The 22,469-nt window shown below is 49.4% G+C and carries 20 protein-coding genes and 1 pseudogene; 5 read left to right on the forward strand and 16 right to left on the reverse strand.

Annotated features, from left to right (window positions below; all coding sequences use genetic code 11):
* Positions 1-15: 15 nt before the first annotated feature.
* From BUA34_RS05670 to BUA34_RS05685, 5 genes are all read right to left on the reverse strand, one after another.
* Entirely contained in the window at positions 16-357 is a 342-nt protein-coding gene (locus tag BUA34_RS05670; protein ID WP_072828002.1) for a P-II family nitrogen regulator, read from the reverse strand.
* Positions 358-548: 191 nt separating this feature from the next.
* Positions 549-2,210 carry a CTP synthase gene (locus BUA34_RS05675; RefSeq protein WP_072827769.1) on the reverse strand — a complete coding sequence of 554 codons (1,662 nt, stop codon included), beginning with the start codon at positions 2,208-2,210 and terminating at the stop codon, positions 549-551.
* The gene (locus BUA34_RS15710; protein ID WP_139255884.1) at positions 2,170-2,469 is read right to left on the reverse strand and encodes a hypothetical protein; all 300 of its coding nucleotides are present in this window, start codon (positions 2,467-2,469) and stop codon (positions 2,170-2,172) included. Before BUA34_RS15710 ends, BUA34_RS05675 begins: the two co-directional genes overlap by 41 nt.
* 211 nt (positions 2,470-2,680) lie before the next feature.
* Positions 2,681-3,757 carry an NAD-dependent epimerase/dehydratase family protein gene (locus tag BUA34_RS05680; protein WP_072827770.1) on the reverse strand — a complete coding sequence of 359 codons (1,077 nt, stop codon included), beginning with the start codon at positions 3,755-3,757 and terminating at the stop codon, positions 2,681-2,683.
* Between the two features lie 75 nt (positions 3,758-3,832).
* The gene (locus tag BUA34_RS05685) at positions 3,833-5,179 is read right to left on the reverse strand and encodes a UDP-glucose dehydrogenase family protein (protein WP_072827771.1); all 1,347 of its coding nucleotides are present in this window, start codon (positions 5,177-5,179) and stop codon (positions 3,833-3,835) included.
* Between the two features lie 218 nt (positions 5,180-5,397).
* Between BUA34_RS05685 and BUA34_RS05690 the strand changes: the two genes are divergently transcribed.
* The 3 genes from BUA34_RS05690 (at position 5,398) to rseP (ending at position 10,942) form a co-directional block, all read left to right on the forward strand.
* Positions 5,398-7,257: a glycoside hydrolase family 9 protein gene (locus BUA34_RS05690; RefSeq protein ID WP_072827772.1), complete on the forward strand. Its 1,860-nt coding sequence runs from the start codon at positions 5,398-5,400 to the stop codon at positions 7,255-7,257.
* Between the two features lie 201 nt (positions 7,258-7,458).
* Positions 7,459-9,471 (forward strand): glycoside hydrolase family 9 protein, encoded by a 2,013-nt coding sequence (locus BUA34_RS05695; RefSeq protein ID WP_072827773.1) that lies wholly within the window; start codon positions 7,459-7,461, stop codon positions 9,469-9,471.
* Between the two features lie 106 nt (positions 9,472-9,577).
* Entirely contained in the window at positions 9,578-10,942 is a 1,365-nt protein-coding gene (rseP, locus tag BUA34_RS05700) for an RIP metalloprotease RseP (RefSeq protein ID WP_254794343.1), read from the forward strand.
* 28 nt (positions 10,943-10,970) lie between these two features.
* Here the strand turns inward: rseP and BUA34_RS05705 are convergent, their stop codons facing one another.
* The 3 genes and pseudogenes from BUA34_RS05705 to BUA34_RS05715 form a co-directional block, all read right to left on the reverse strand.
* Positions 10,971-11,336 carry a cupin domain-containing protein gene (locus BUA34_RS05705; RefSeq protein WP_072827775.1) on the reverse strand — a complete coding sequence of 122 codons (366 nt, stop codon included), beginning with the start codon at positions 11,334-11,336 and terminating at the stop codon, positions 10,971-10,973.
* A gap of 75 nt (positions 11,337-11,411) precedes the next feature.
* Positions 11,412-11,528: pseudogene (locus BUA34_RS05710) on the reverse strand (TSCPD domain-containing protein); the annotation flags it as partial.
* Between the two features lie 96 nt (positions 11,529-11,624).
* Positions 11,625-12,152, reverse strand: coding sequence for a hypothetical protein (locus tag BUA34_RS05715; RefSeq protein ID WP_072827776.1), 528 nt, complete (start codon positions 12,150-12,152; stop codon positions 11,625-11,627).
* A gap of 110 nt (positions 12,153-12,262) precedes the next feature.
* Here BUA34_RS05715 and BUA34_RS05720 point away from each other — a divergent pair, with 110 nt between their 5' ends.
* Entirely contained in the window at positions 12,263-12,796 is a 534-nt protein-coding gene (locus tag BUA34_RS05720; protein ID WP_072828003.1) for a flavodoxin family protein, read from the forward strand.
* Between the two features lie 114 nt (positions 12,797-12,910).
* On the opposite strand, the gene BUA34_RS05725 is transcribed toward BUA34_RS05720, so the two are convergent.
* The 4 genes from BUA34_RS05725 to BUA34_RS05740 form a co-directional block, all read right to left on the reverse strand.
* Entirely contained in the window at positions 12,911-14,623 is a 1,713-nt protein-coding gene (locus BUA34_RS05725) for an acyl-CoA dehydrogenase family protein (RefSeq protein ID WP_014545690.1), read from the reverse strand.
* Positions 14,624-14,628: 5 nt separating this feature from the next.
* Positions 14,629-15,654: an electron transfer flavoprotein subunit alpha/FixB family protein gene (locus tag BUA34_RS05730; RefSeq protein WP_072827777.1), complete on the reverse strand. Its 1,026-nt coding sequence runs from the start codon at positions 15,652-15,654 to the stop codon at positions 14,629-14,631.
* 3 nt (positions 15,655-15,657) lie between these two features.
* Positions 15,658-16,539 (reverse strand): electron transfer flavoprotein subunit beta/FixA family protein, encoded by an 882-nt coding sequence (locus BUA34_RS05735; protein ID WP_072827778.1) that lies wholly within the window; start codon positions 16,537-16,539, stop codon positions 15,658-15,660.
* Between the two features lie 170 nt (positions 16,540-16,709).
* On the reverse strand, positions 16,710-18,632 hold the full coding sequence (locus BUA34_RS05740) for a M6 family metalloprotease domain-containing protein (protein ID WP_072827779.1): 1,923 nt from the start codon (positions 18,630-18,632) through the stop codon (positions 16,710-16,712).
* Between the two features lie 165 nt (positions 18,633-18,797).
* Between BUA34_RS05740 and pyrH the strand changes: the two genes are divergently transcribed.
* Positions 18,798-19,502 carry a UMP kinase gene (gene pyrH, locus BUA34_RS05745; RefSeq protein WP_072827780.1) on the forward strand — a complete coding sequence of 235 codons (705 nt, stop codon included), beginning with the start codon at positions 18,798-18,800 and terminating at the stop codon, positions 19,500-19,502.
* A gap of 85 nt (positions 19,503-19,587) precedes the next feature.
* Here the strand turns inward: pyrH and BUA34_RS05750 are convergent, their stop codons facing one another.
* From BUA34_RS05750 to BUA34_RS05765, 4 genes are read right to left on the reverse strand one after another with little or no spacing between them, the layout of a single operon-like run.
* Complete coding sequence (locus BUA34_RS05750) at positions 19,588-20,277, reverse strand: aspartate/glutamate racemase family protein (protein ID WP_072827781.1); 690 nt, start codon at positions 20,275-20,277, stop codon at positions 19,588-19,590.
* Between the two features lie 11 nt (positions 20,278-20,288).
* On the reverse strand, positions 20,289-20,624 hold the full coding sequence (locus BUA34_RS05755; RefSeq protein WP_072827782.1) for a DUF3795 domain-containing protein: 336 nt from the start codon (positions 20,622-20,624) through the stop codon (positions 20,289-20,291).
* Positions 20,625-20,681: 57 nt separating this feature from the next.
* Positions 20,682-21,908: an NAD(P)H-dependent oxidoreductase gene (locus BUA34_RS05760; protein ID WP_072827783.1), complete on the reverse strand. Its 1,227-nt coding sequence runs from the start codon at positions 21,906-21,908 to the stop codon at positions 20,682-20,684.
* Positions 21,909-21,960: 52 nt separating this feature from the next.
* Positions 21,961-22,464, reverse strand: coding sequence for an HXXEE domain-containing protein (locus BUA34_RS05765; RefSeq protein ID WP_072827784.1), 504 nt, complete (start codon positions 22,462-22,464; stop codon positions 21,961-21,963).
* Positions 22,465-22,469: the final 5 nt, after the last annotated feature.

A 22,469-nucleotide genomic window follows, 5' to 3' on the forward strand; every position in this document is an offset into this window, starting at 1 on the left:
ATTCCTGATTCCGAATTAACCAATTGCCTCCGGCCCAGTTTCGCCGGTGCGGATGCGAACGCACTGTTCAAGTGTCGTAACAAATATCTTGCCATCGCCAATATTACCTGTACGGGCGCCTTCGATAATCGCATCGATGCAAGGCTGTACAAATTCGTCGTTTACGGCGATTTTCAAGCAAATCTTCTTAAGCAAATTCACTTCGGTCACAACGCCACGGAAGCGTTGATTGTAACCTTTCTGCTGGCCGCAGCCCAAGACGTTCGTAACGGACATCTTGTAGATCTTCTTTTCGTATAGGGATTGCTTTACATTATTTAGCCTTTCAGGTTGTATGTAGGCTGTAACTAGCTTCATGATGGTATCCTTTTTTGAGGTTTCTTTTTTGTTCGTCCATTCTAATGCAAAGGTCGTGCCAAAATGTTGGAAATGCCGAAATTCGCTCAAAAAAGCCAAAAGTAAAAGAAAAATCGCGATTCAAAGAATCGCGATTACAAATTTTAGTTTTACAAAAATTGCAGTAAATTCAGAAAATGTAAAAATTGCTATTACTTTGTTTTAGACGCTTTTGTCCCCAATTTTTTCTGGTCGAGAGCCGCTTTCACTAGACCCGTGAACAACGGATGTGGATCGGTGGGACGGCTCTTGAATTCCGGATGGAACTGGCAAGCTTCAAAATAGGGGTGATTTTTGAGTTCCACCATTTCGACGAGCTTTCCGTCGGGCGATGTACCTGCAATCTTGAGACCGGCCTTTTCGAGTTCCTTGCGGAATTCGCTATTGTAATTGAACTCGTAGCGGTGGCGGTGACGTTCGCTGATGCTTGTGCTCTTGTAGAGCTTGGATGCGTTGGAGTCCTTGGAAAGCTTGCACGGGTAAGCGCCCAAGCGCATGGTGCCGCCTTTTTCGGTGACGTTTTTCTGTTCGTCCATCAAGTCGATAACCGGATGGGTTGTCTTTTCGTCGAATTCTGTTGAGTTTGCGTCCTTCCAGCCGAGAACGTTGCGTGCGTATTCGATAACGCAGCATTGCATGCCGAGGCAAATGCCGAGAAGCGGAACTTTATGTTCGCGGGCGTAACGAATGGCAACGCATTTGCCGTTTACGCCACGGCTGCCGAAACCGCCCGGAATCAAAATGCCATCTGCTTTCTTGATGAGGTTCGGATCCTTTTCGAGTTCTTCAGCTTCTATGCATTCCACCTTCACTTTGGCGTTGTTTGCCATGCCGGCGTGCTGCAATGCTTCGTGCACGGACTTGTAAGCGTCGCGGATGGCAATGTATTTGCCCACAAGCGCGATGGTACATTCGTATTTGGGCTTGGTTGCTTTCTTGACGAGGCTATCCCATTCGGAATGGATAATGGGATGAACGCTCAAGTGGAGCTGCTCCAAAACGCGCAAGTCGAGTTCCTGTTTGGAAAGTTCGCGCGGCACTGCGTAAACGGAATCCGTCACGTCCTTTTCTTCAATGACGCATTCGGGTTTCACGTTGCAGAAAAGGGCTAGCTTGTCGAGATGTTCTTGCGGAATGTGCATTTCAGTACGGCACACGAGAATGTCCGGGAAAATACCGATGTTGCGGAGTTCTGCGACGGAGTGCTGTGACGGCTTTGTCTTGAGTTCACCTGCTGCCTTGAGGTACGGCACCAAAGTCAAGTGGACAAAGCAAGTATTTTCGACACCGACTTCAAAACGGAACTGCCTTGCTGCTTCGAGGAACGGGAGCGATTCGATGTCTCCTGCAACACCGCCTATTTCGCACAAAATAATATCGGCACCGCTTTCGGCAGCTGAACGGAATGCATCCTTGATTTCATTCGTGATGTGCGGAATGACCTGCACTGTACCGCCCAGGTAGTGGCCTGCACGTTCCTTAGAAAGTACAGAAGAATAAATGCGGCCCGAAGTGTAGCTCGATGCCTTGGAACATTGTACGCCTGCGAAACGTTCGTAGTGGCCGAGGTCCAAGTCAGTTTCGTAACCGTCATCTGTCACAAAAACTTCGCCATGCTGGTAGGGGCTCATTGTACCCGGATCCACGTTTAAATACGGGTCGAGCTTTTGCATGAACACCTTGTAGCCGCGGCTCTTCAAAAGGAGCGCGAGCGATGCCGAGGTGATTCCCTTGCCGAGTGAGCTTACGACGCCACCCGTGATAAAAATGTACTTAGGCTGCTTTGCCGTATTCTTTGCGGTTGCCTTGGCCATGTTGCTTCTCCTTGGGTAAGTGAGCTTTGCGTTGCTCACCGTGTTCCGACTTTATAGTCGAAATATGTTTAAAGTTTGTACAAAAAGAAAGGCAAAAGCCAGTTGCTTTTGCCAGACGATAAAGATGATAAAGACGATGAAAGACAGTAAAGTAAATCGGATGTTTGATAACCAACTCAGAGAGAGTCGCCTGGTTGCGTTGCGAGATTCCTGCAACGGCTGAGCTCAGGTGGGCTTCGATGGATTCCGATATTTTCATCGGACTTATAATGTAGTAAAAAAGTCACGCGCGGCAAGAAATGACTAGAAATTTTTTGTAACAATTTTTGTACTGTTACATTTTATGTAAAGCGATTTTGCGAAATACAAGAAAATGTAAAACTATGCCGTTTGAAAATGCGTTTTGGGCAATTGTAATGTGCTTGCTGAATTTGTCTGTAACTTCGTCTGAGTTACGTTTTTCAGAAAAACTACTTTGCCGTTCCGTAATATTTTGCGTACCACTCTGCGAATTTTTTTAGGCCATCGCGGAGCGGTGTGGCGGGCTTGAATCCGAAATCAGCTTCCAATGCAGAAGTATCGGCGTAGGTAACAGGCACATCACCGGGCTGCATGGGGACGAGTTCCTTGTGAGCTTCAAAATCGTAATCGGCTGGGAGAACTTTTGCGCGGACGAGTTCTTCTTGGAGAATTGTCACGAAGTCCAGCAAGTTTTCCGGATGGTTGTTACCGATGTTGTAGACCTTGTAAGGCGGGAGCGGGAGACCGTCTTCTCCGTTTTGCTTTTCAGGGGCGTGCTGCATCACGCGAACAATGCCTTCTACGATATCGTCGACATAAGTAAAGTCGCGCTTGCACTTGCCGTAATTGAATATCTGGATTGTTTTACCGGCTTTAAGTTTGTTTGTAAAACCGAAGTAGGCCATGTCCGGGCGGCCGGCAGGGCCGTAAACGGTGAAAAAGCGGAGACCTGTACTCGGAATGTTATAGAGCTTGCTGTAGGCATGGGCCATGAGCTCGTTGCTCTTTTTGGTGGCGGCGTACAGCGATACCGGATTGTCTACCTTGTCGTCTGTGGAGTACGGAATCTTCTTGTTGCTGCCGTACACGCTAGAAGAACTGGCGTACACGAGATGCTCGACTTCGTTATGCCTGCAGGCTTCAAGAATGTTATAGAATCCGATGAGGTTGCTCTGGATGTAGGCATCGGGATTAGTGATGGAATAGCGAACGCCTGCTTGAGCGGCGAGGTTTACGATAACGGCAAAATGATACTTTTCGAAAAGGCTATCAATCATCGCTTTGTCGGCGAGGTTTGCCTTGACGAATGTCCATTTCTTGCCTGTTGTTGCCGCAAGGTCATCGATTTCCTTGAGGCGTTCATGCTTGATATTTACGTCGTAGTAATCGGTAATGGAATCAAGTCCTACGAGTTCGGAACAGGAGTAATCGTTCAGCAATTTTTTGCAAAGATTGCATCCGATGAATCCTGCGGCTCCTGTGACAAGGATAGCCTTTCCATTAAGAACAACATTTTTATCAAGCATTATATATTCCTTTTCCAACTAATCCTAACAATTATATTATAGCACCTGCGTTCCGTTCAGGATAACGCATGTGGCTTAGCAGCCGATGGCGCTGTATTCAAATCCAGCGTCGGCGAGTTCCTTCGCATCGTAGATGTTTCTGCCATCGATGATGAGCGCGTTCTTCATCGACTTCTTCATCACGCCAAAGCTCGGCATGCGGAACTGCTTCCATTCAGTTACAAGCAAGAGCGCTTCGGCATCGAGCAATGCTTCGTACATGTCGTTGCAATACACGATTTGGTTTGCAATTGCTGCGGCATCGCTTCGTGCAGCCATTCTGCGCTTACATTCGTTCATGGCGACTGGGTCAAATACGCGGATGGTGGCGCCTGCTTTTACAAGCTTGTCGATGAGTACGAGTGCGGTTGCTTCGCGCATGTCATCCGTTTCGGGCTTGAAGGCGAGTCCCCACATGGCAATCGTCTTGCCCTTGAGATTTGCTTCACCGCCAAAACGTTTAGCGAGTTTGTTGAAAAGCACCGTTTTCTGGTATTCGTTCACTTCTTCGACAGCCTTCAAAACGCCCATCTTGTAGCCGTTCTTTTCGGCCGTCTTGATGAGGGCCTTCACGTCCTTCGGGAAGCAGCTTCCACCGTAGCCGCAGCCCGGGTAGAGGAACTTCGAGCCGATGCGGGTATCGCTTCCGATGCCCTTCCTCACCATGTTCACGTCGGCGCCTACGAGTTCGCATAAGTTTGCGATGTCGTTCATGAAGCTGATTCGGGTCGCGAGCATGGAGTTTGCTGCGTACTTGATCATTTCAGCACTCGGAATGTCCGTGAAAATCACGCGGAAATTGTTGAGCATCATCGGACGGTAAAGGCGGGTCATGAGTTCCTTGGCCTGTTCGCTTTCAACGCCTACGACAACGCGGTCGGGCTTCATGAAGTCCGTGATGGCGGAGCCTTCCTTCAAGAATTCTGGGTTGCTAGCCACGTCGAACGGAACGTTCACGCCGCGCTTGTCAAGCTCTTCCTGGATGGCGGCCTTGACCTTCTTTGCCGTACCGACCGGGACTGTTGACTTCGTCACGAGAACGGTGTACTTCTTGATGTTTTGACCGAACGTGCGTGCCACAGCGAGAACGTACTGCAAGTCGGCGGAACCGTCTTCGTCGGGGGGCGTACCCACGGCGCTAAAGACCATTTCTACATCGTCAAGGATGCTTGCAAGGTCGGTCGTGAAACTAAGGCGGCCTTCGCGCTGGTTGCGAAGTACCATCTCGTCGAGACCCGGTTCGTATATAGGAATTTCACCTTTTTGGAGAGATTCGATTTTTGCTTGATTTACATCGACGCAAGTGACATTGACACCCATTTCAGCAAAGCATGTACCGCTGACAAGCCCTACATATCCCGTTCCAACAATTGCAATATTCATAAAGAAATCCTTGATGATATTTCTGTATTTAACAATCGAAGTGAAATGTAATAAAATTGTAATGCGGTGTAGCCTCAAAATTTGCGACGAAGGTATCGTTGTGTGTTTGCGTTTTTTCACAATTGGGTACAGCTGTGTCCAGTTTTTGCCGTATTCAAAGGGCGTTTTTTGTTTTTCACGATATATTTATAGTGTTGAATAATGGAAAGGAGTGTCCTATGTCGGTCAAATTTGGCTTGAAACAGTTTATCCCTCTCGCGGCGACGGTACTTTCGCTCGCTACGGCTGCGACCGCCGCGACCGCTTACATCAACCAAGTCGGTTATCGTACTTCGGATCCGAAGGAATTTGCCTTGACCGAAGGAAGTGGCGATATCGAAATTGTAGATGCCGCTGGTCAGACCGTCCTCAAGGTCACTCCGAAGGCCGCTTCTTATTGGAATCCGGGTGCAGTGAATGTGCAGCTGGTAGATATTTCCGAATTGAAAACACCGGGTGTCTATAGCATTAAGCAGGGCGGCCAAGTTCTTCGTTCAGACTTGAAGGTTGCAGACAAAGTTTTTGAAGATGTCGCCAAGGCTTCGCTCAAGTGGTACTATTACCAGCGTGCCTCCATGGCTTTGGAGGAAACGTATGCCGGCCAGTGGAAACGCGATGCAGGCCACACGAATGCGACCGTGAATCTCCATAAATCTACGGGTGCTTCGGGTACGATCGAATCGAGTAAGGGCTGGTACGATGCTGGTGACTATGGTCGCTATATCGTGAACTCGGGCATTACTACATACACGCTCCTTTCACTTTACGAACACTTCCCGGATTATTTCAAGACCTTCAAATGGAATATCCCGGCCGAAGGAACTCTCCCGGATTTGCTTGCCGAAATCAAGTACAATCTTGACTGGATGCTCACCATGCAGGCCGCTGACGGTATGGTTTACCACAAGCTTTCAACACTCCAGTTCCCGGGCGATGTGATGCCGGCCAAGGATACCGATAAACTTTATGTTATCGGTAAAGGTACTGCTGCAACGCTTGATTTTGCTGGTGTAATGGCTGCTGCATATCGTGTGTATAAACCGTTTGATGCTACATACGCAACAACTTGCCTTGAAGCCGCCAAGAAAGCTTATGCCTGGGCACTCCAGAATCCGAATGTTGCATTCTACAATCCGGTCGATGTTGCAACAGGTTCTTATAGCGATGGCGAATTCTCCGATGAAAAGGCTTTTGCCGGTATGGAATTGTTCCTTTCTACGGGAGATGCTTCGTACAAGCCGACTATCGATGCTAACAAGACAAGCATTGTTCCGGCATGGCCCGAAATGTACGGCCTTGCTGTTTATGGTGCCGCAACTCACCCGACCGAAGCTGGTGTCGATGCCGAAACCGCTAAGTCGATGCTTTTGAGCTATGCAAATGAATTTGCCTTTGCCGCTTCGAGTGGCTTTGGCGTTGTAATGTCGAACGAAGACTTTGTTTGGGGCTCCAACGCTGTGGCAGGTAACCAAGGCGTGTTCCTCCTTTATGCCTACTACCTTACTGGCGAACAGAAGTATTACGAAGCTGCTAAAAAAGTCGTTGACTATTTGCTCGGCAAGAATCCGCTTGACATGTCTTTCTTGACAGGCTTTGGAACAAAGTCTCCGAAACTTCCGCATCATCGTCCGAGTACTGCGGATAAAATAACGGAACCGATTCCGGGTATGCTCGTAGGTGGCCCGCAGCCGGGTGGTGAAGATATTGGCTCCAAGTCTTGGGAATGTAAGGATTACACGACTGGTGTTCCTGCAACATCTTATATCGATGACCGTTGCAGCTATGCGACAAACGAAGTTGCTATCAACTGGAATGCTCCTTTTGCCTACATTGCTGGCGCCCTTGAAGCATTGAATGCTGGCTTTGCTCCGTCTTTTGCGGTTCCTGGTGTTGCAAAGGGTGGTACATCGTCCATCAAGCCGGTTGTATCGAGGCATCGTGTGTCTGTTGATAATGCTCCGCGTCTCCGTTTTGATGATCAGAAGGTGTTCATCGAAAAGAGCGGCAAGCGCTTTGACCTCAAGGGTCATCGTTTCTAAAGAATTCTCCTAACCGAACCTCAAAAAATCCATATTCATAGAATGCAAAGCGACGCCCCTTTCTCCGGGGGCGCCGTTTTTTTTGTGTGTGACCGCAAAACACTTGCTACACTTTTCTCTAAAATGATGCTTGCGCGGGTAGAAAAAATGCTTGGATGGCTCTATATTATATGGGTAATACTAGCACTTTTTTAAGTGAGGATGTTTGTGAAAAATCATGCGATAAAGTCCGTTGCGCTTGCTGCGCTTGTTGTGGTTCCGGCTTTTGCTGCGACCGCTTACATCAACCAAATCGGTTACCGTCCAGGCGACTTCAAGGAACTTGCCCTTGTCGAAGCTAACGGCAATGTGGATTTTGTTAATGCGGCTGGCCAAGTAGTGCTTTCTGTCACGCCGAAGGCTGCATCTTACTGGAATGCGAGCGGTCAGAACGTCCAACTTGTCGATTTCTCCAAGCTCGCCGAAGCGGGCAAGTACAGCATCAAGGTGAACGGTAATGTGCTCCGTTCCGATCTCGTTGTGAAATCGCAAACCTACGAAGAAATAGTCAAGGCCTCCATCAAGTGGTTCTACTACCAGCGTGCCTCCATGGCTCTCGAAGAACAGTACGCAGGCAAGTGGGCTCGTGCCGCTGGTCACACGAACGCAACAGCAAAACTTCACAATTCTACCGGTGCCTCGGGTACAATCCAGTCGAGCAAGGGCTGGTACGATGCTGGTGACTATGGTCGCTATATCGTGAACTCGGGCATCACGACTTACACGCTTCTCTCTCTCTACGAACACTTCCCGCAGTATTTCAAGACGCTCAAGTGGAATATCCCGGCCGAAGGCTCCTTGCCGGATTTGCTTGCCGAAATCAAGTACAATCTCGATTGGATGCTCACCATGCAGGCTTCTGATGGCGGCGTTTATCACAAGCTCACGTCTCTCGGTTTCCCGGGTGATGTAATGCCTGCTCAGGATAACTCCGAACTTTATGTTATCGGTAAGAGCACTGCTGGTACATTTGATTTTGCGGCAGTCATGGCTATGGCTTCCCGCATTTACAAGCCGTTCGATGCTACTTACGCTTCCAAGTGTCTCGAAGCTGCCAAGAAAGCTTATGCTTGGGGTCAGCAGAACCCGAGCCGTAACTATCTCGCCAATCCGTCGGACGTTTCGACGGGCGCCTACGAAAATGACAATCCGAATGATGAAAAGGTTCTCGCAGGTACGGAACTCTACATCACGACCGGCGATGCTTCTTACAAGCAGTCTGGCTCCTCGGAATACGTTTCGTATTGGGGTGATGTCATGGGCCTTGCCACTTACGAAAAAGCAACTCATCAAACTCAGTTTGGTGGCGATGCCAGCGAAGCAAAACAGAAAATTTTGGGTACTGCCGATAAGTTTGTCAACCGCGCCGAATCGGGTTTTGGCGTCGTGATGGACAAGGATGACTTTGTATGGGGATCCAATGCCGTTGCTTCCAATCAGGGTGTTTGGCTGTTGCATGCCTATTACCTCACGGGCAATCAAAAGTATTACAAGGCTGCCGTTAAAGTTCTCGATTACCTGCTGGGCAAGAATCCGCTCGACATGTCTTTCGTAACCGGTTACGGCACCAAGTCTCCGAAAATGCCTCACCACCGCCCAAGTACTTCAGATAACGTAGAAGAACCGATTCCTGGAATGCTCGTGGGTGGCCCGCAGCCGGGCGGCGAAGATGTTGGTTCTAAGGCCGAATGGAAATGCGACGATTATCGCACGGGTCAGGCTGCTACCGCTTACACCGATCAGCGTTGCAGCTATGCGACGAATGAAGTAGCCATTAACTGGAATGCTCCGCTTGCTTATCTCGCTGGCGCTATCGAAGCCATCAATGCAGGCCATGCTCCTGAATTTGCTGCCGCAGGCGTTGCAAAACAGGATGTACCGGCTTCTAGCTCTTCTACGGTTTCTTCTTCTTCGAGTGCTCCGCAGAGTTCGTCTTCGGCAGTTGTGTCTAGTTCTTCCGAAACCGCCGTGAGCTCTTCTTCTGTTCCGAGCGTTTCCTCAAGCTCTTCTGCAAATGTAGAATCCTCCAGCTCGCAGGGGACGATTGCAATTCGCGTGCCTGTTGAATCTAATGTCGTTCGCTCTCAGCAACCGCGTTTCCGTTTCGATGGTCACTCTCTCTTCGTCGAAAAGAACGGCAAACGCTTTGACTTGAAGGGACAACACATTAAGTAAACAAATTCTCATATTCATAGAATGCAAAACGACGCCCCTATTTGTTGGGGCGCCGTTTTTCTATTAAAAGCAAAATTTCTAAATTGTCAACATGATGTCGAGTATTTTGAACAATTTGTTGATGTTTGTCTTGGGGCTGTTGGCCCTGAGCTTCCTTGTGACCATTCATGAACTGGGTCATTTTATTGTCGCCAAGTGGAACAAGGTTAGGGTGAACACCTTCTCGGTGGGCTTTGGCAAAAAGCTTTTCCGCTACAAAAAAGGCGAAACGGAATACTGCATCTCTGCAATTCCTTTTGGCGGTTATGTGGCGATGGCCGGCGAAAATCCCGATAGCATCGAAGGCAATCAACCCTCGCAAGATGATTTTTTGGGCAAGTCCGTAGGGGCGCGTGCCGCAATTGCATTTGCGGGACCGTTTGTGAATATCGCTTTTGCGTTTGTTCTATTGATTATCCTTTATATGGTCGGTGTTCAGGAACCCGACAACAAGAGCCTTATCATTGGATTTGTGGCGAAGAATTCTTCTGCCGAAATTGCTGGCATCCAGCCGGGCGATACAATCACTGCAATCAATGGCAAGGAAACGCAAGGGTGGGATGATTTTCGCGAACAAATTGGTGTAAGCCTTGGCGCAAATGTCATGCTCGAAGTGCATCGTGGTGGTGAACCGCTTGCAATCAAGGTTGTTCCGCAAGAACTTGTAATCCCGGCTATGGATTCTACATCCGATCCTATCAAGATGGGCATTGGCGATATCGGAGTCTATCCTCGCAATCGCGTTATCGTGCGTTTGCCGCCCAAGGAAGGCTCTGCTGCTGAAAAAGCTGGAATTTTGCGCGGTGATACTATTTTCGAAATCAACGGCGAACACATTTCTCGCTACGAAGATGTTGTCCGCTTGATTGATGGCTCCAAAGGAGCCGAAGTCAGTGTGACGCTCATGCGCGGTGGCGAAAAAGTCAACGTGAAAATGACTCCTGCCTACAACGAAGAATTCAAACGCTACATTGTCGGAATCCAGATGGGTTATGTGATGTTCAGCGAAACGCACCTTGTGCGCCGCGGACCGATTGAAGCGTTTGAAAAGACCTGCGCTACAAGCTGGAAAATGACGACGAGTATTTTCCGATACTTCAAACGCTTGTTCCAAGGACAAGTTAAAGTCGATGCGTTCTCGGGCCCGGTCTCCATTGTCGCCGTGATGGGAAACGTGTGGATGAGTGGTTTCCAGGATTTCTTGATGCTCCTCGCATTAATCAGCATTAACTTGGGTGTAATGAACTTGCTTCCGCTTGCAATTACGGACGGTGGCCTGCTCATGTTCCTTGGAATTGAAAAAGTGCGCGGAAAACCGCTGAGCTTAAAAACTCAATCTGTTATTCAAAATGTTGCCGCAGCATTCTTCATCAGTTTCTTCGTGTTCATCACGATTCTGGACTTCGGCAAAATCTCGCTCTTCTTGAAATAAGAAAAATAGCGGCCTCGGCCGCCTTTTTTTATCTCTCGTGCATGTACGCGTATGCGAAATTCATCGGTGGCGTACTGATGCAAATGTATTCGAAAATATCAGGCCCCATATTCTTGAGTCCGTGAATTTCCTTTTCCGAAAAACGGACTACATCGCCAGCTTCAAACGGCACTTCCTTGTCGTCTGCCAACAAGAGAACGCCGCGACCAGCAATAGCTACCCAGATCTGTTCCGACGTGTAGTGCTTGTGACGAGGCTGCTCTGCACCCGGCATCACAGAAACTTTCGTGACCGAAACCTTTTCTGACCTGCTGTTGTCGGGCGTGAGCAACTGTGCCGATTCCACACCGGGATTGCACAAGACTCTAATGTCGTAATTTTTGATCAGTTCCATTTCGTATGCAAAGATAGCTCTTTATTGCGCGTGGAACATCAAGCTAGTCGGCTAATCTCCGATATTTTGTTGATTTTAAGCTTCCATTCCGAGAACCGCACGGGCGAGCTGGTCCGCACAGGAGGTAGGCTTTCCGCCACACGTGTTCCCAAGTAATTTGGCTGCAATGTCTTCGGCCTTCATGCCATCGCAAAGCTTTTCGACCTGTCATCCTCGCATATGCGAGGAACCATTGTTTCTTGAATGGCATTGGGGAGGAACGCCATTATTTTTTGCGTAGTGAACCAACTACAACTCGAACTTTACGCCGGCTACAAATCCGCCCGCCTGACCAACGCCGAGCTCAAAAAAGAAAGAAATGTCGTCTCCAAATTCAAATCCGACTAAGGATGCTTGCCATAAAGCTTCCACTTCAAACTTGTCGCTGTTGAAACCGAATGTGGGACCGATTGCCAATAGCGAATAAAAACGAAAATCCATTTTGTTAATCCAATTCAATTTAGCCTTAGGCATGAGTGTTATGGAGTGATAGTTATAACCAGAACCGGTGTATGAATAAGTCAGTATCCCGCCGATTTCCAATTTTTCCCATAGCTGATATCCGTATGCCACATTGAACGAACTCAATGTCAAAAGATTAACGTCGTCCTTTTCGTTTTCCGCACCGAAAGAATCTGCAATGGCGTTCCCTGCAACGATGCTTCCTCCGGTCAGGTTGAAAACTCCGTAGCTGAAACTCACATTATGATCGACTCGTTCACCGGCGAATAAAGCAGAAACGGTAAACAGGATGCAGAGTAGAAATTGTTTGCACATACGATATGTCCTTTGTGTCAAATATAGAAAGTCTTGCCATGGACCGTGGTAACATGGCTATTGCCTTTTTTTTAGATTGTAGAAACAAACTATATGACGGTGGATTAGGTATGAACATTCTGATACTTTCGGGAAGTCCGCGTAAGGGCGGCAATACAGATTTGCTGGTGGAATCGTTTGTGAAGGGCGCTTCTCCAAAGCACCAAGTTGAGGTCGTTTCTGTTCACGATTACAAGGTCAATCCTTGCATCGGGTGCAATTCGTGCTTTGCCCGCGAAGACCACAAATGCTGCCAGAAAGACGACATGCAAATCGTTTACGAAAAAATGTCCAAGGCCGAGATGCTCGTTATCGCCTCGCCGGTGTATTTCTACGGCTTGAGTGCGCAACTCAAAGCGGTCATCGACCGCTTCCACAATCCGATTCGCGATACATTTCACATCCACAAGATGGCGTTGCTCTTGGTCGGTGCCGCGTCGCTCCCGGAACTGTTCGACAGCATTCTCACGCAGTATAAACTTTGTCTAAACTTTTTCAAACTAGAAGATATGGGCCAAGTGCTTGTGCGTGGCGCAAAGGACAAAGGCGATATCAGAAACAGTGATGCGCTCCAGAAAGCCTTTGAATTAGGACAAAGTCTATGATGGCGTGCGAAAGTTGAAACTAAATAAGCCCCGACTCGCTAGAGCCGGGGCAATTTCTTTTCGCGTTTCAGTAGGCGACGCAGCCGCGATTATTACCTAACCACTGTTTACTAACTAAGCCTGCTTGTAGCTTTCGAGCGATTCCACGCGGAGGCTCTTCACGAAGTTGTAGTGCTTTGCAACTTCAGCTTCGGCGAGGTTCAAGTACACCTTCATGCTCTTGTCGAACAGTTCCGGTGCCTTGGTGGCGTCGCGGAGGAGCAACTGGGTCATCACGCAGTTGGCGGCGAGTTCGTACAAGTGACGGCTGCAGAGGTCGGTGAATTCGTTGTTTTCAACGGACTTCACGTATTCAATAGCTTCGTTGTACTTTTCGTCCATAGCCTTGGCGCGGGCCTTGAGGCTTTCGTATTCCGGGCGAACGTCCATGGCTTCGAGTTCTTCGAGCATGAGGCCGTAGCTGCCGGTGGTGATGTGCGGGAGTGCTGCAACCGTCTGGAGCTGCGTCGTACCTTCGTAAATGGAGGTGATACGAGCATCGCGGTAGAGGCGCTGGCATGCGTATTCAAGCATGTAGCCCGAACCGCCGTGAACCTGGATACAGTCGTAGCTGTTCTGGTTTGCGTATTCGGAGTTCATGCCCTTGGCGAGCGGCGTGCAAGCGGAAGCGAGCTTCTGGTAAAGCTTGAGTTCCTTCTTTTCGTCGTCGGTGAGCTTGCGGGTGCGTTCGATGTCTTCGAGGCACTTGTAGATATCGACGTAACGAGCTGTCTGGTACAAGAGGGCGCGGCCTGCATCGAGGCGAGCCTTGATGTTCGAGATCATTTCGTAGACGGCCGGGAAGTTCACGATTGCCTGACCGAACTGCTTACGGTCCTTGGCGTAGGCGAGAGCTTCGTTGTATGCCATCTGGCTGATGCCCACGGACTGAGCGGCAATGCCGAGGCGGGCGCCGTTCATGAGGGCCATCACGTACTTGATGAGACCGAACTTGCGGCGGCCGCAGAGTTCAGCCTTGGCGTTCTTGTAGACAAGTTCGCAAGTCGGGCTTCCGTGAATACCGAGCTTGTTTTCGATGCGGCGAACGTCAACGCCACCGTCGCGCTTGTCGTAAATGAACATGGAAAGACCACGACCATCGTGTGTGCCTTCTTCGGATCGGGCGAGCACCAGGTGAATGTCGGAGTCGCCGTTCGTGATGAAGCGCTTCACGCCGTTCAAGTACCAGCACTTGTCAGCTTCGCTGTAGGTGGCCTTGAGCATCACGCGCTGCAAGTCAGAACCTGCATCCGGTTCGGTCAAGTCCATGGACATCGTTTCGCCGGCGCAGATGCGCGGGATGAAACGGGAACGCTGGTCTTCGTCGCCGAATTCATAGAGCGTTTCAATGCAGTCCTGGAGGGACCAGATGTTCTCGAAACCGGCGTCTGCAGAGGCGATCATTTCGTTGATGGCCGTGTAGGCGGTAATCGGGAAGTTGAGGCCGCCAAAGCGGCGCGGCATCGTGACACCGTTGAGGCCAGCCTTGCGGGTGGCTTCGAGGTTTTCGTAGGTCTTGGATGCGTAGCGGACGCGGCCGTTTTCGCAGTGCGGGCCTTCGGCATCCACGTCTTCGGAGTTCGGGAAGACCGTGTTTGCGGTGATGTCGCCAGCGACTTCGAGCACGCGGTTGTAGTTGTCCATAGCGTCGGCAAAATCTTCCGGCGCATAGTCGAAATTGTCCTTGTCAGCAAAGCCGTTTTCCTTGAGCTCGACAATGCGCTGCATCAAGGGGCTGCTTTCGAGGTTGAATTTAATCTCGGGGTGATCTGTGTAGAAATTTGCCATAGCGCTTACTTGTTGTTTGCCTTGTAATACTTGATCATCTTCGGGAGAACTTCTTCGACGGTGCCGTTGATCACGTAATCAGCGATAGCGTTGATCGGAGCTTCGGGGTCGGAGTTCACGGAGATGATGATACCTGAATCCTGCATGCCAGCGAGGTGCTGGATTTGGCCGGAAATACCGAAAGCGATATAGACCTTCGGGCGGACCGTTACGCCAGTCTGACCGATCTGACGGTCATGATCGACGAAACCTGCGTCCACAGCGGCGCGGCTAGCACCGACTTCAGCGTGGAGTTCCTTGGCAAGTTCGAACAGCATGTCGAAGTTTTCCTTGGAGCCCATGCCGTAACCACCGGCGACCACAATCGGAGCGCCCTTGAGGTTGTGCTTGGCCTTTTCCACATGGCGTTCGAGCACCTTGACCACGTATTCCGTTTCCGGAACGTACTTGGCCACGTCGTGCTTGATGACTTCGCCCTTGTAGTTCGGGTCCACGATTTCCTTCTTCATCACGCCTTCGCGGACTGTTGCCATCTGCGGGCGGTGTTCCGGGTTCACAATCGTTGCGACGATGTTACCACCGAATGCCGGACGGATCTGGCAGAGCTGGTTTTCGTAGAACTTCTTCACGCCACCGATGCTCATTTCGAAGCTGTCGATTTCGAGTTCAGTACAGTCAGCGGTAAGGCCGCTGTGCATGGCGCTAGAGATGCGCGGGCCTAAGTCACGGCCAATCACCGTTGCACCGAGCAAGCAAATCTGCGGCTGTTCTTCCTTGAAGAGGTTCACCACGAGAGAGGCGTGCGGGTTGGTGGTGTAGGGGAACAGGCCTTCGGCATCGAACACATGAACCTTGTCCACACCGTAAGGGAAAACCTGTTTTTCAATGCCATCAAGGCCCTTGCCAGCGCAAATGCACTCGAGCTGAACGCCGAGAGTGTTGGCCAACTTGCGACCCTTGGAAAGCAGTTCAAGGGAAACGTCAACGACGGTGGTTCCCTCAATTTCGCAATATACAAATACGTTATTCATAGGTTAGCCAATAATCTTCCCGTCTAAAAGTTCCTTGATAAGTCCTTCAATGTCGGCGTCGCTTGCGGAGAGCGTGCGGCTTTCCTTGGCCTTGAACACGATGTTCTTGACGGCCTTCACGTTCGTCGGCGAGCCTGCCTTACCGATCTGGGCCGGGTCGGCGTTAATGTCGGCTGCACCCCACTGCGGGATGTCGAGGTAGGGCTTCTTAGCGATGAGAGCTGCGTACTTGTCAGCATCTTCCGGCTTGCGTTCGGCAACTGCAGTAGCGTTCTTGAACTTCATGATGCGCTTTGCATTGCGCGGACGGCACGGAGCTGCACTGCCGTTCACGGTCACGACCAGCGGGAGCGGTGCTTCCACAGTTTCGACACCACCGTCGATGTGGCGGCGGATCACGACCTTGCGTGCCTGTTCGTCGAGCTTCAAGATTTCTTCGGCGTAAGTGACCTGAGTAAGTCCGAGCTTTTCTGCAATCTGCGGACCGACCTGTGCGGTATCGCCGTCGATAGCCTGGCGGCCACCGAGGATAATGTCGTAGTCACCGATCTTCTTCACAGCCTGGGCGAGCGTGTAGCTCGTAGCGAGCGTGTCAGCACCACCGAGCGGGCGGTCCGTCACGACGTAACCGCAGTCAGCACCGCGGTACAAAGCTTCGCGGACGACTTCAGCGGACTTCGGGAGACCCATGGTCAAGACGGAGATGGTGGAACCAGGGAACTGGTCCTTCAAACGAAGGGCTTGCTCCAGGGCGTTCAGGTCTTCGGGGTTGAAGACCGCGGGCAATGCGGCACGATTGATAGTACCCTGCGGCGTCATGGCGTCCGGGCCTACGTTTCGTGTATCAGGTACTTGCTTTGCAAGCACAACGATTTTAAGACTCATATTACTATAGTGTTTTAATTTAACGGTTAATTGAAAATCCTGCTACTCTGCAAAATTTTACAAGCTACAAGATAGATTTATTAAGCCCGCCGGATTTCTGAATATGCTCCGAACGGGCTGAAAATAACTCCATTTTAAGATTTACGTAATATTTCTGTAATAAATGGTTTTTACTTCGCAATTTCCACGTAAATACCTTTGGGCAAGTCGGGCAATTCGCCTAATTCTGTACGTTTTCCGACTGGTTTGCCGAGCGCATTGAAAATCAAATTGCCGGGATTGCCTCGTTTTGAACTGCGGATATTTGAAATCCTCGTTGTCTTTTGCTGTACCGTGACCGTAATTTCAAATGTGATTTGCTTGCTTTCGTAAACGATTGCCTGCTGCACAACAAAAGAATCTCCGGCTTTGACCTTGTTCGGCATGTGTCCAATTCTCGTTGTCATCGTCGAAAGATCAACGTTTGAATAAACTATACTATTCCCATTCGGATTCCAGACAACGATTTTGCCGTCCTTGTCAAACCAGTGTCCGGTCCCTTCGCCGGTGGTGCGGCTATTGAGCGATCCATCGGGCTCTACACCATAAAACTTAATCTTGTCTGCAATTTCACTTTTCTGGAGGCCCAATACTTTTGCAACGTCGTCACCTTTCAAGTCTAGTGTGACGTAAGCATAATTGTCGTCTATCGGAAGCGTTACGTCAAAAGCGATTTTCTCGATTTTTATTTCGACGGCGCTGCTGCTTTCGGGCTTCGGCGCACTTGACGAACTTGATGCAATCCCCTGAGAACTCGATGATTCTTGAGCGGGGCAGTTCCCGCCGATGCAGAACGTGAGCGTTTCTCCGGGCGTTCCGATGTCCGTAATCTTGAGTCCTGTTTTTGCTCCGCTATACCAAGTGATGGCGGGGTAGGTTTCGTCCGAAAATTCTGGGTAAGTCCCGCTTTTGAAGAATGCATCTGCGGTACTACCGGGATTTGGCCATTGGTCTTTGTCACCGTTGAGGGACGGTTCTGTGTGATTGGCTCGGACGATTCTCAACCCGAGTTTATCCGAAGCGGAGTTGCCTTCGATTGAAAAATCGTAATGTTGCATCAAGAGCCCGCTGCCTTTGAGCACCTTGTTGCGACCCGTGTTACGCACGTAAGACCATACTAAACCTTCCTTGTCCGGCCTTGCGGGGTTCTTGTAGCGGTAGCAGACTTCGCCGGGCTTTGTGGTCTCAAGGCTTACATCATTGGTGGTCACGTCTACGAACGGAATCCAGCCCTGGTCTGCACGGAAAAAGTCGTTAATCGCAACCGGATTTAAGTCATGTGCGCGGTTACCCATAGTGCAGTAATCCCCGTACCAATAAAGGTCTGGCCAACCGAAAATCATGTGACCGCTTTCGTGTACAAAAACGTAAATGGAAAATTTGCCCGGCATGTCCGTCATTTGGTGATGTGTGAGCTTTACGCCATCACGTCTTTCGTTGGACCATCCAGAATGTGGCCAAAGTCCTTGTCCCCAAGTTTCTCCGGCTCCAGCATAGACGATGTTGATGGCTTCTGTGGTGCCGTCCTTGTCGTTGTCGTAACGTGAAAAATCGACTAGCGGATCGAAATAGTTGAAGACTTCTTTCATCAGCGAATCCGATCCCGTATATCCTTGCAAATTTTCGTACCAAGATTTGGGGTGCTTGGCGCGGTACCAACCGAAAACTTCGTTAGTGAGGTCCAGTTGTCCGTTGGATACTTCCAAATAGTAATCGCGAACGGAACCGTTGCAACCATCTCTGTTGAATCCTTCCTTGTTCAGCCATTCTTCAACGTCGGCTACCGAGACGGGCGCCTTCTGGTCTGAAAAATCGACGAGGAGCGTGAGGCTGTAAATTTTGCCCTTTGGGGCTGCATAATGGCTCTTGTTTTGTGTGACAGGCGTTCGTGCCAAGAGAAAACTTGGCTTGCCTGCGCTTTGGTTGTTGAATGTCGGTCGAGCCTCTTCGGGCCATTCCTGGACGCGTTTCCCTTGATAAACGATGTCGGCAAAAAGCATCGTTGGGAGCAATAATAGCCCCATTAATAAGCCGAATGCAATTTTGGTTTTCATAAAACATCCCTTTCCCTTTAATCCATTTTTAGAAATACATTAATTTGCGGCAAGAAGGCGTTTCGTATGAAAAAAGCAAGGACTATTCATTTTACCCATAGCCTATTTTTATTACATTTCCTCTGAAACACTAATAACTAATGACTAATAACTAGTGACTAGATTATGAAATTCAAACGCATTCTTCTCAAGCTCAGTGGCGAAGCCCTCGCAGGCGAAAAGGGCCACGGCATCGACAACCAGATTCTTTCTGACATGGCCTCCGAAATTGCTTCTATCGTCAAACAGGGCGTGCAAGTGGCTCTCGTGATTGGCGGCGGCAACCTCGTTCGCGGCATTTCTGCCTCTGCCGGCGGCATGAACCGCGCCCAGGGCGATGCTATGGGCATGCTCGGCACTGTGATGAACGGCCTTGCCATGCAAGACGCTCTCGACAAGCAGGGTATCGACTCTGTGGTGATGTCCGCTATCCGCATGGAACCGGTTTGCGAATTCTTCGACCGCCGCAAGGCTCTCAAGCTTTTATCCGCTGGCTCTGTGGTCATCTTCTCTGCCGGTACGGGCAATCCGTTCTTTACGACGGACAGCTGCGCTGCTCTCCGCGCTATCGAAAGCGAATGTGATGTGATTATGAAGGCTACCAAGGTCGACGGCATCTACACTGCAGACCCGGTCAAGGATCCGACGGCGACTCGTTTCGATGACATTTCCTACAAGGAAGTTATTTCTCGCGGCCTCAAGGTTATGGATACCGCAGCAGTCGCTCTTTGCATGGAAAACAACATGCCTATCTTCGTTTTCAAGATGGAAAAGGGCAACCTCACGCGCGCTGCTATCGAAGGTGACCTCGGCACGCTCGTGCATTGCTAATTAAAACCCTCGCGAATAATAATCGCGAGGTGGCCTTTTATAAAGGAATAAGTCCTCGCAAAAGCGAGGACCTTTTCATATGGCGTTATTCCAAAGCCATCTTCGCGGCTTCGGTCGCGTGGATGATTGTTGTGTCGTAAGTGGGGAGGACGCTATCTTTTGCGCTGATGAGCATACCGATTTCGGTGCAGCCGAGAATCACACCTTCGGCGCCGCGTTTTTTCATTTCTGCAATGATTCTCTGGTATTCCTTGCGGGATGCATCAAGAATTTTGCCGAGGCAGAGTTCGTTAAAAATGACATCGTTTACGAGCTCGATGTCTTGCGCATCGGGCATCATGACTTCGAGGCCTGCAGCTGTGAGGCGGTCTTTGATGAAGTCTTGCGTCATTGTGAATTTGGTGCCGAGGAGGGCGACTTTCTTGATGTTGTCGCGCTTGATGCTGTTGGCGGTTGCATCGGCAATGTGTAAAATCGGGATGTGAATTTCTTTTTCGATTTGCGGGACGAGCTTGTGCATAGTGTTGGTGGCGATGACGATAAAATCGGCACCGGCGCCTTCGAGACGCTTTGCTGCATCCGAAAGAATCCTGGCGTTTCCGTCCCAGTTTCCACTGGACATGTTTGCTTCGAGTTCGGCAAAGTCCACATTGTACATCATGATTTTTGCACTATGAAATCCGCCGAGTGCTTTTGCGATTTCTTTGTTCAAAATTTCGTAATAGGTGATGGTGCTTTCCCAGCTCATTCCACCGATAAGTCCGATAGTCTTCATATTTTTTTTCACTATTTTGATGTTAAGTTGTTTAACGCCTGATCGTTGTGGCTGGTGATCATGCTGAGCGTTTCGCAGTGCTCCACTTCGTTGCAATCGCCGCAGGTGGCAAAGCCTTTGTTTTGTGCGCATTTGCGGATAGGGCAGAGCGATTGACAAAATGGCGTTTTGGGCCCTTCGATGCGGCAACCGGTGCAGTTGATCATTTGCGGAGTGATTTCCACTTTGTTGAGTTCCGACCATTCCTTTGCGACTTTTGCGCGAAGCGTATTGTCGTTGTTGATTGTGGCAAGGCGGGCTTCGCACTTTTCGCAGTCGAGTCCGCAGCAAGCGATAAAGTTATTCATAGTAAATTTCTCTTTTGAGTTCTCGTCTTGAGTTGTCATCCCGGATTTATTCCGGGATCACCTTTGTTGTGCTAAATACGGTTTATCATTAAGCGGTCGGGTACAGCCCCATTCCTGCGCCATTCGCTCAAAATTCTTTTTGACGATGCGCTTGAAAATGAGGTTGAAAAGTAGGACTCCTATTTTTGGATTCTTTTCGGGGCCTGTGAATTTCTGAGCTTCTGGAGTTGAGAAACTCCCGTTGCGGGCAAACGACAGTCCCATGGCTGTGTAAGAGGCGAGCATTTTGTCGGTCATCTTTTTGATGTAGCTGTTTTCGCGGTTGCGGAGCAAGAAACTGCCGCCTTTCACGAGAACGCCGCCGCAAGAGCAACCGAGCTGAGCCGGGAGCGTTTTCAAGAATTTTTCGCCAAGTCGCAACTGATGCCCTTCGTCAAATCCGCTGTGAAGAATGAACGAGAGCTTTGCAGGTTGCTTGCGTTCCGTGGGGAGTGTGCTTAAAAATTCAAGCAACAGACTCGGCAGACATTCCACAAAGAGCGGCAAGGCAATGATGATGTTGTCATTCGTCATGAACGCTTCACGGGCTTCGTTCCATTCGGCATGGTTCGATAGCGAATAAAGCTTGTGCGTGATTCCTGCTTCTTCGAGTCCTTCAGCAAAAGCTTGGATGATCTTATTCGTGTTGCTGTTCTTTTTGACGCGCGGGCTTCCGTTAATTATGATGACGTGTTCGGGAGTCGTGGCAGTTTCCAAAGCGACATTTTCGACTGGAGTCGCGGCGGTCTTGGACGGCATTTCTATCCCATTCTTGTCTAAACTAATTACACCGAGCGAACACCCTGCCATATTCCTAGCAACTCGCGTGCTCCATTCTTCAAGTAGTTCTCGGTTACCGTAGCCCTTGTAAATGACGCCGAAATTTAGCGGGTGATAACGCAGCTGGTGACGCTCCCAACCATCGCGAAATTCAATGTACATATTTAGCATCGGGACAACACGGTCTAAGACTCGCTTGCCGCGGTAGTCAACAAAACCAAATTTTGTATCTGCTACAACCCAGAAGTTTTCTGCTGTGACCAATTTTTTGAGGATGATTTCGTAATCGTCCTTGATGGCGCAAACGCCTGGTGTTTTCAGCCAGCAGTTGTTGCAGCCCATGCAATGCATAATTTTCAAATCAGCAGTGTTGATGATTTCTATCTCTTCATTTTTGTCCGCAAATAGTGCTTTAATCTGTTCCGAACAATCGCACGATTCCAATGTATTCAAAATTAAAGTCATTTTTGATAATCCTTTTTATCTGTAACACCTAAGGTCTTGAAAATGTCACTTTTTAGTGTGTAAATTTTTTCCCAACCCAGTGTGCGATTCTTAAGTTTACCATCATTGCAATAATTCCCAGCACGCTCAGTTGAATCAGCTTGTTTCCGCCAACGTCTTCGCAAATCCTACTTATTCCGAAATACGCATAAGGCAACATCAAAATAGATGTCACGAGTCCGGGAACGTACCCCCTTACTATAACGCCCTGCGCAATATGAATAACAAAGTGTACCGAGAAGGCCATAAATAACGCAATCCATAATTCTGTTGCATACGCGCCACCGATAAGAGTGTACGCTGTCGCAAAAAGCAAAAGAATCAATTCCTCCAGTACAGCCATTGTGAAAGCTTTTGTTGAAAGGCTGGACAAGTGAGAGATGACACGCTTCGCTTTTGGAAATTTTTGGATTAAAAAATCTTTATGCGTCAGCATCCATTTGTGTTGAACGATAATCTCTTCGCCATCGTGAACGATGAACGCTAGAGGGAACGATATAATCCAAAATAAATCCATAATGA

The organism is Fibrobacter sp. UWB12 (genome assembly GCF_900142485.1).
Classification (GTDB): domain Bacteria; phylum Fibrobacterota; class Fibrobacteria; order Fibrobacterales; family Fibrobacteraceae; genus Fibrobacter.

Coding starts and splice junctions, on each gene's coding strand:
- BUA34_RS05670 (WP_072828002.1), bottom strand. CDS start 357: ATGAAGCTAGTTACAGCCTACATACAACCTGAAAGGCTAAATAATGTA.
- BUA34_RS05675 (WP_072827769.1), bottom strand. CDS start 2,210: ATGGCCAAGGCAACCGCAAAGAATACGGCAAAGCAGCCTAAGTACATT.
- BUA34_RS15710 (WP_139255884.1), bottom strand. CDS start 2,469: ATGAAAATATCGGAATCCATCGAAGCCCACCTGAGCTCAGCCGTTGCA.
- BUA34_RS05680 (WP_072827770.1), bottom strand. CDS start 3,757: ATGCTTGATAAAAATGTTGTTCTTAATGGAAAGGCTATCCTTGTCACA.
- BUA34_RS05685 (WP_072827771.1), bottom strand. CDS start 5,179: ATGAATATTGCAATTGTTGGAACGGGATATGTAGGGCTTGTCAGCGGT.
- BUA34_RS05690 (WP_072827772.1), top strand. CDS start 5,398: ATGTCGGTCAAATTTGGCTTGAAACAGTTTATCCCTCTCGCGGCGACG.
- BUA34_RS05695 (WP_072827773.1), top strand. CDS start 7,459: ATGTTTGTGAAAAATCATGCGATAAAGTCCGTTGCGCTTGCTGCGCTT.
- BUA34_RS05705 (WP_072827775.1), bottom strand. CDS start 11,336: ATGGAACTGATCAAAAATTACGACATTAGAGTCTTGTGCAATCCCGGT.
- BUA34_RS05715 (WP_072827776.1), bottom strand. CDS start 12,152: ATGTGCAAACAATTTCTACTCTGCATCCTGTTTACCGTTTCTGCTTTA.
- BUA34_RS05720 (WP_072828003.1), top strand. CDS start 12,263: ATGAACATTCTGATACTTTCGGGAAGTCCGCGTAAGGGCGGCAATACA.
- BUA34_RS05725 (WP_014545690.1), bottom strand. CDS start 14,623: ATGGCAAATTTCTACACAGATCACCCCGAGATTAAATTCAACCTCGAA.
- BUA34_RS05730 (WP_072827777.1), bottom strand. CDS start 15,654: ATGAATAACGTATTTGTATATTGCGAAATTGAGGGAACCACCGTCGTT.
- BUA34_RS05735 (WP_072827778.1), bottom strand. CDS start 16,539: ATGAGTCTTAAAATCGTTGTGCTTGCAAAGCAAGTACCTGATACACGA.
- BUA34_RS05740 (WP_072827779.1), bottom strand. CDS start 18,632: ATGAAAACCAAAATTGCATTCGGCTTATTAATGGGGCTATTATTGCTC.
- pyrH (WP_072827780.1), top strand. CDS start 18,798: ATGAAATTCAAACGCATTCTTCTCAAGCTCAGTGGCGAAGCCCTCGCA.
- BUA34_RS05750 (WP_072827781.1), bottom strand. CDS start 20,277: ATGAAGACTATCGGACTTATCGGTGGAATGAGCTGGGAAAGCACCATC.
- BUA34_RS05755 (WP_072827782.1), bottom strand. CDS start 20,624: ATGAATAACTTTATCGCTTGCTGCGGACTCGACTGCGAAAAGTGCGAA.
- BUA34_RS05760 (WP_072827783.1), bottom strand. CDS start 21,908: ATGACTTTAATTTTGAATACATTGGAATCGTGCGATTGTTCGGAACAG.
- BUA34_RS05765 (WP_072827784.1), bottom strand. CDS start 22,464: ATGGATTTATTTTGGATTATATCGTTCCCTCTAGCGTTCATCGTTCAC.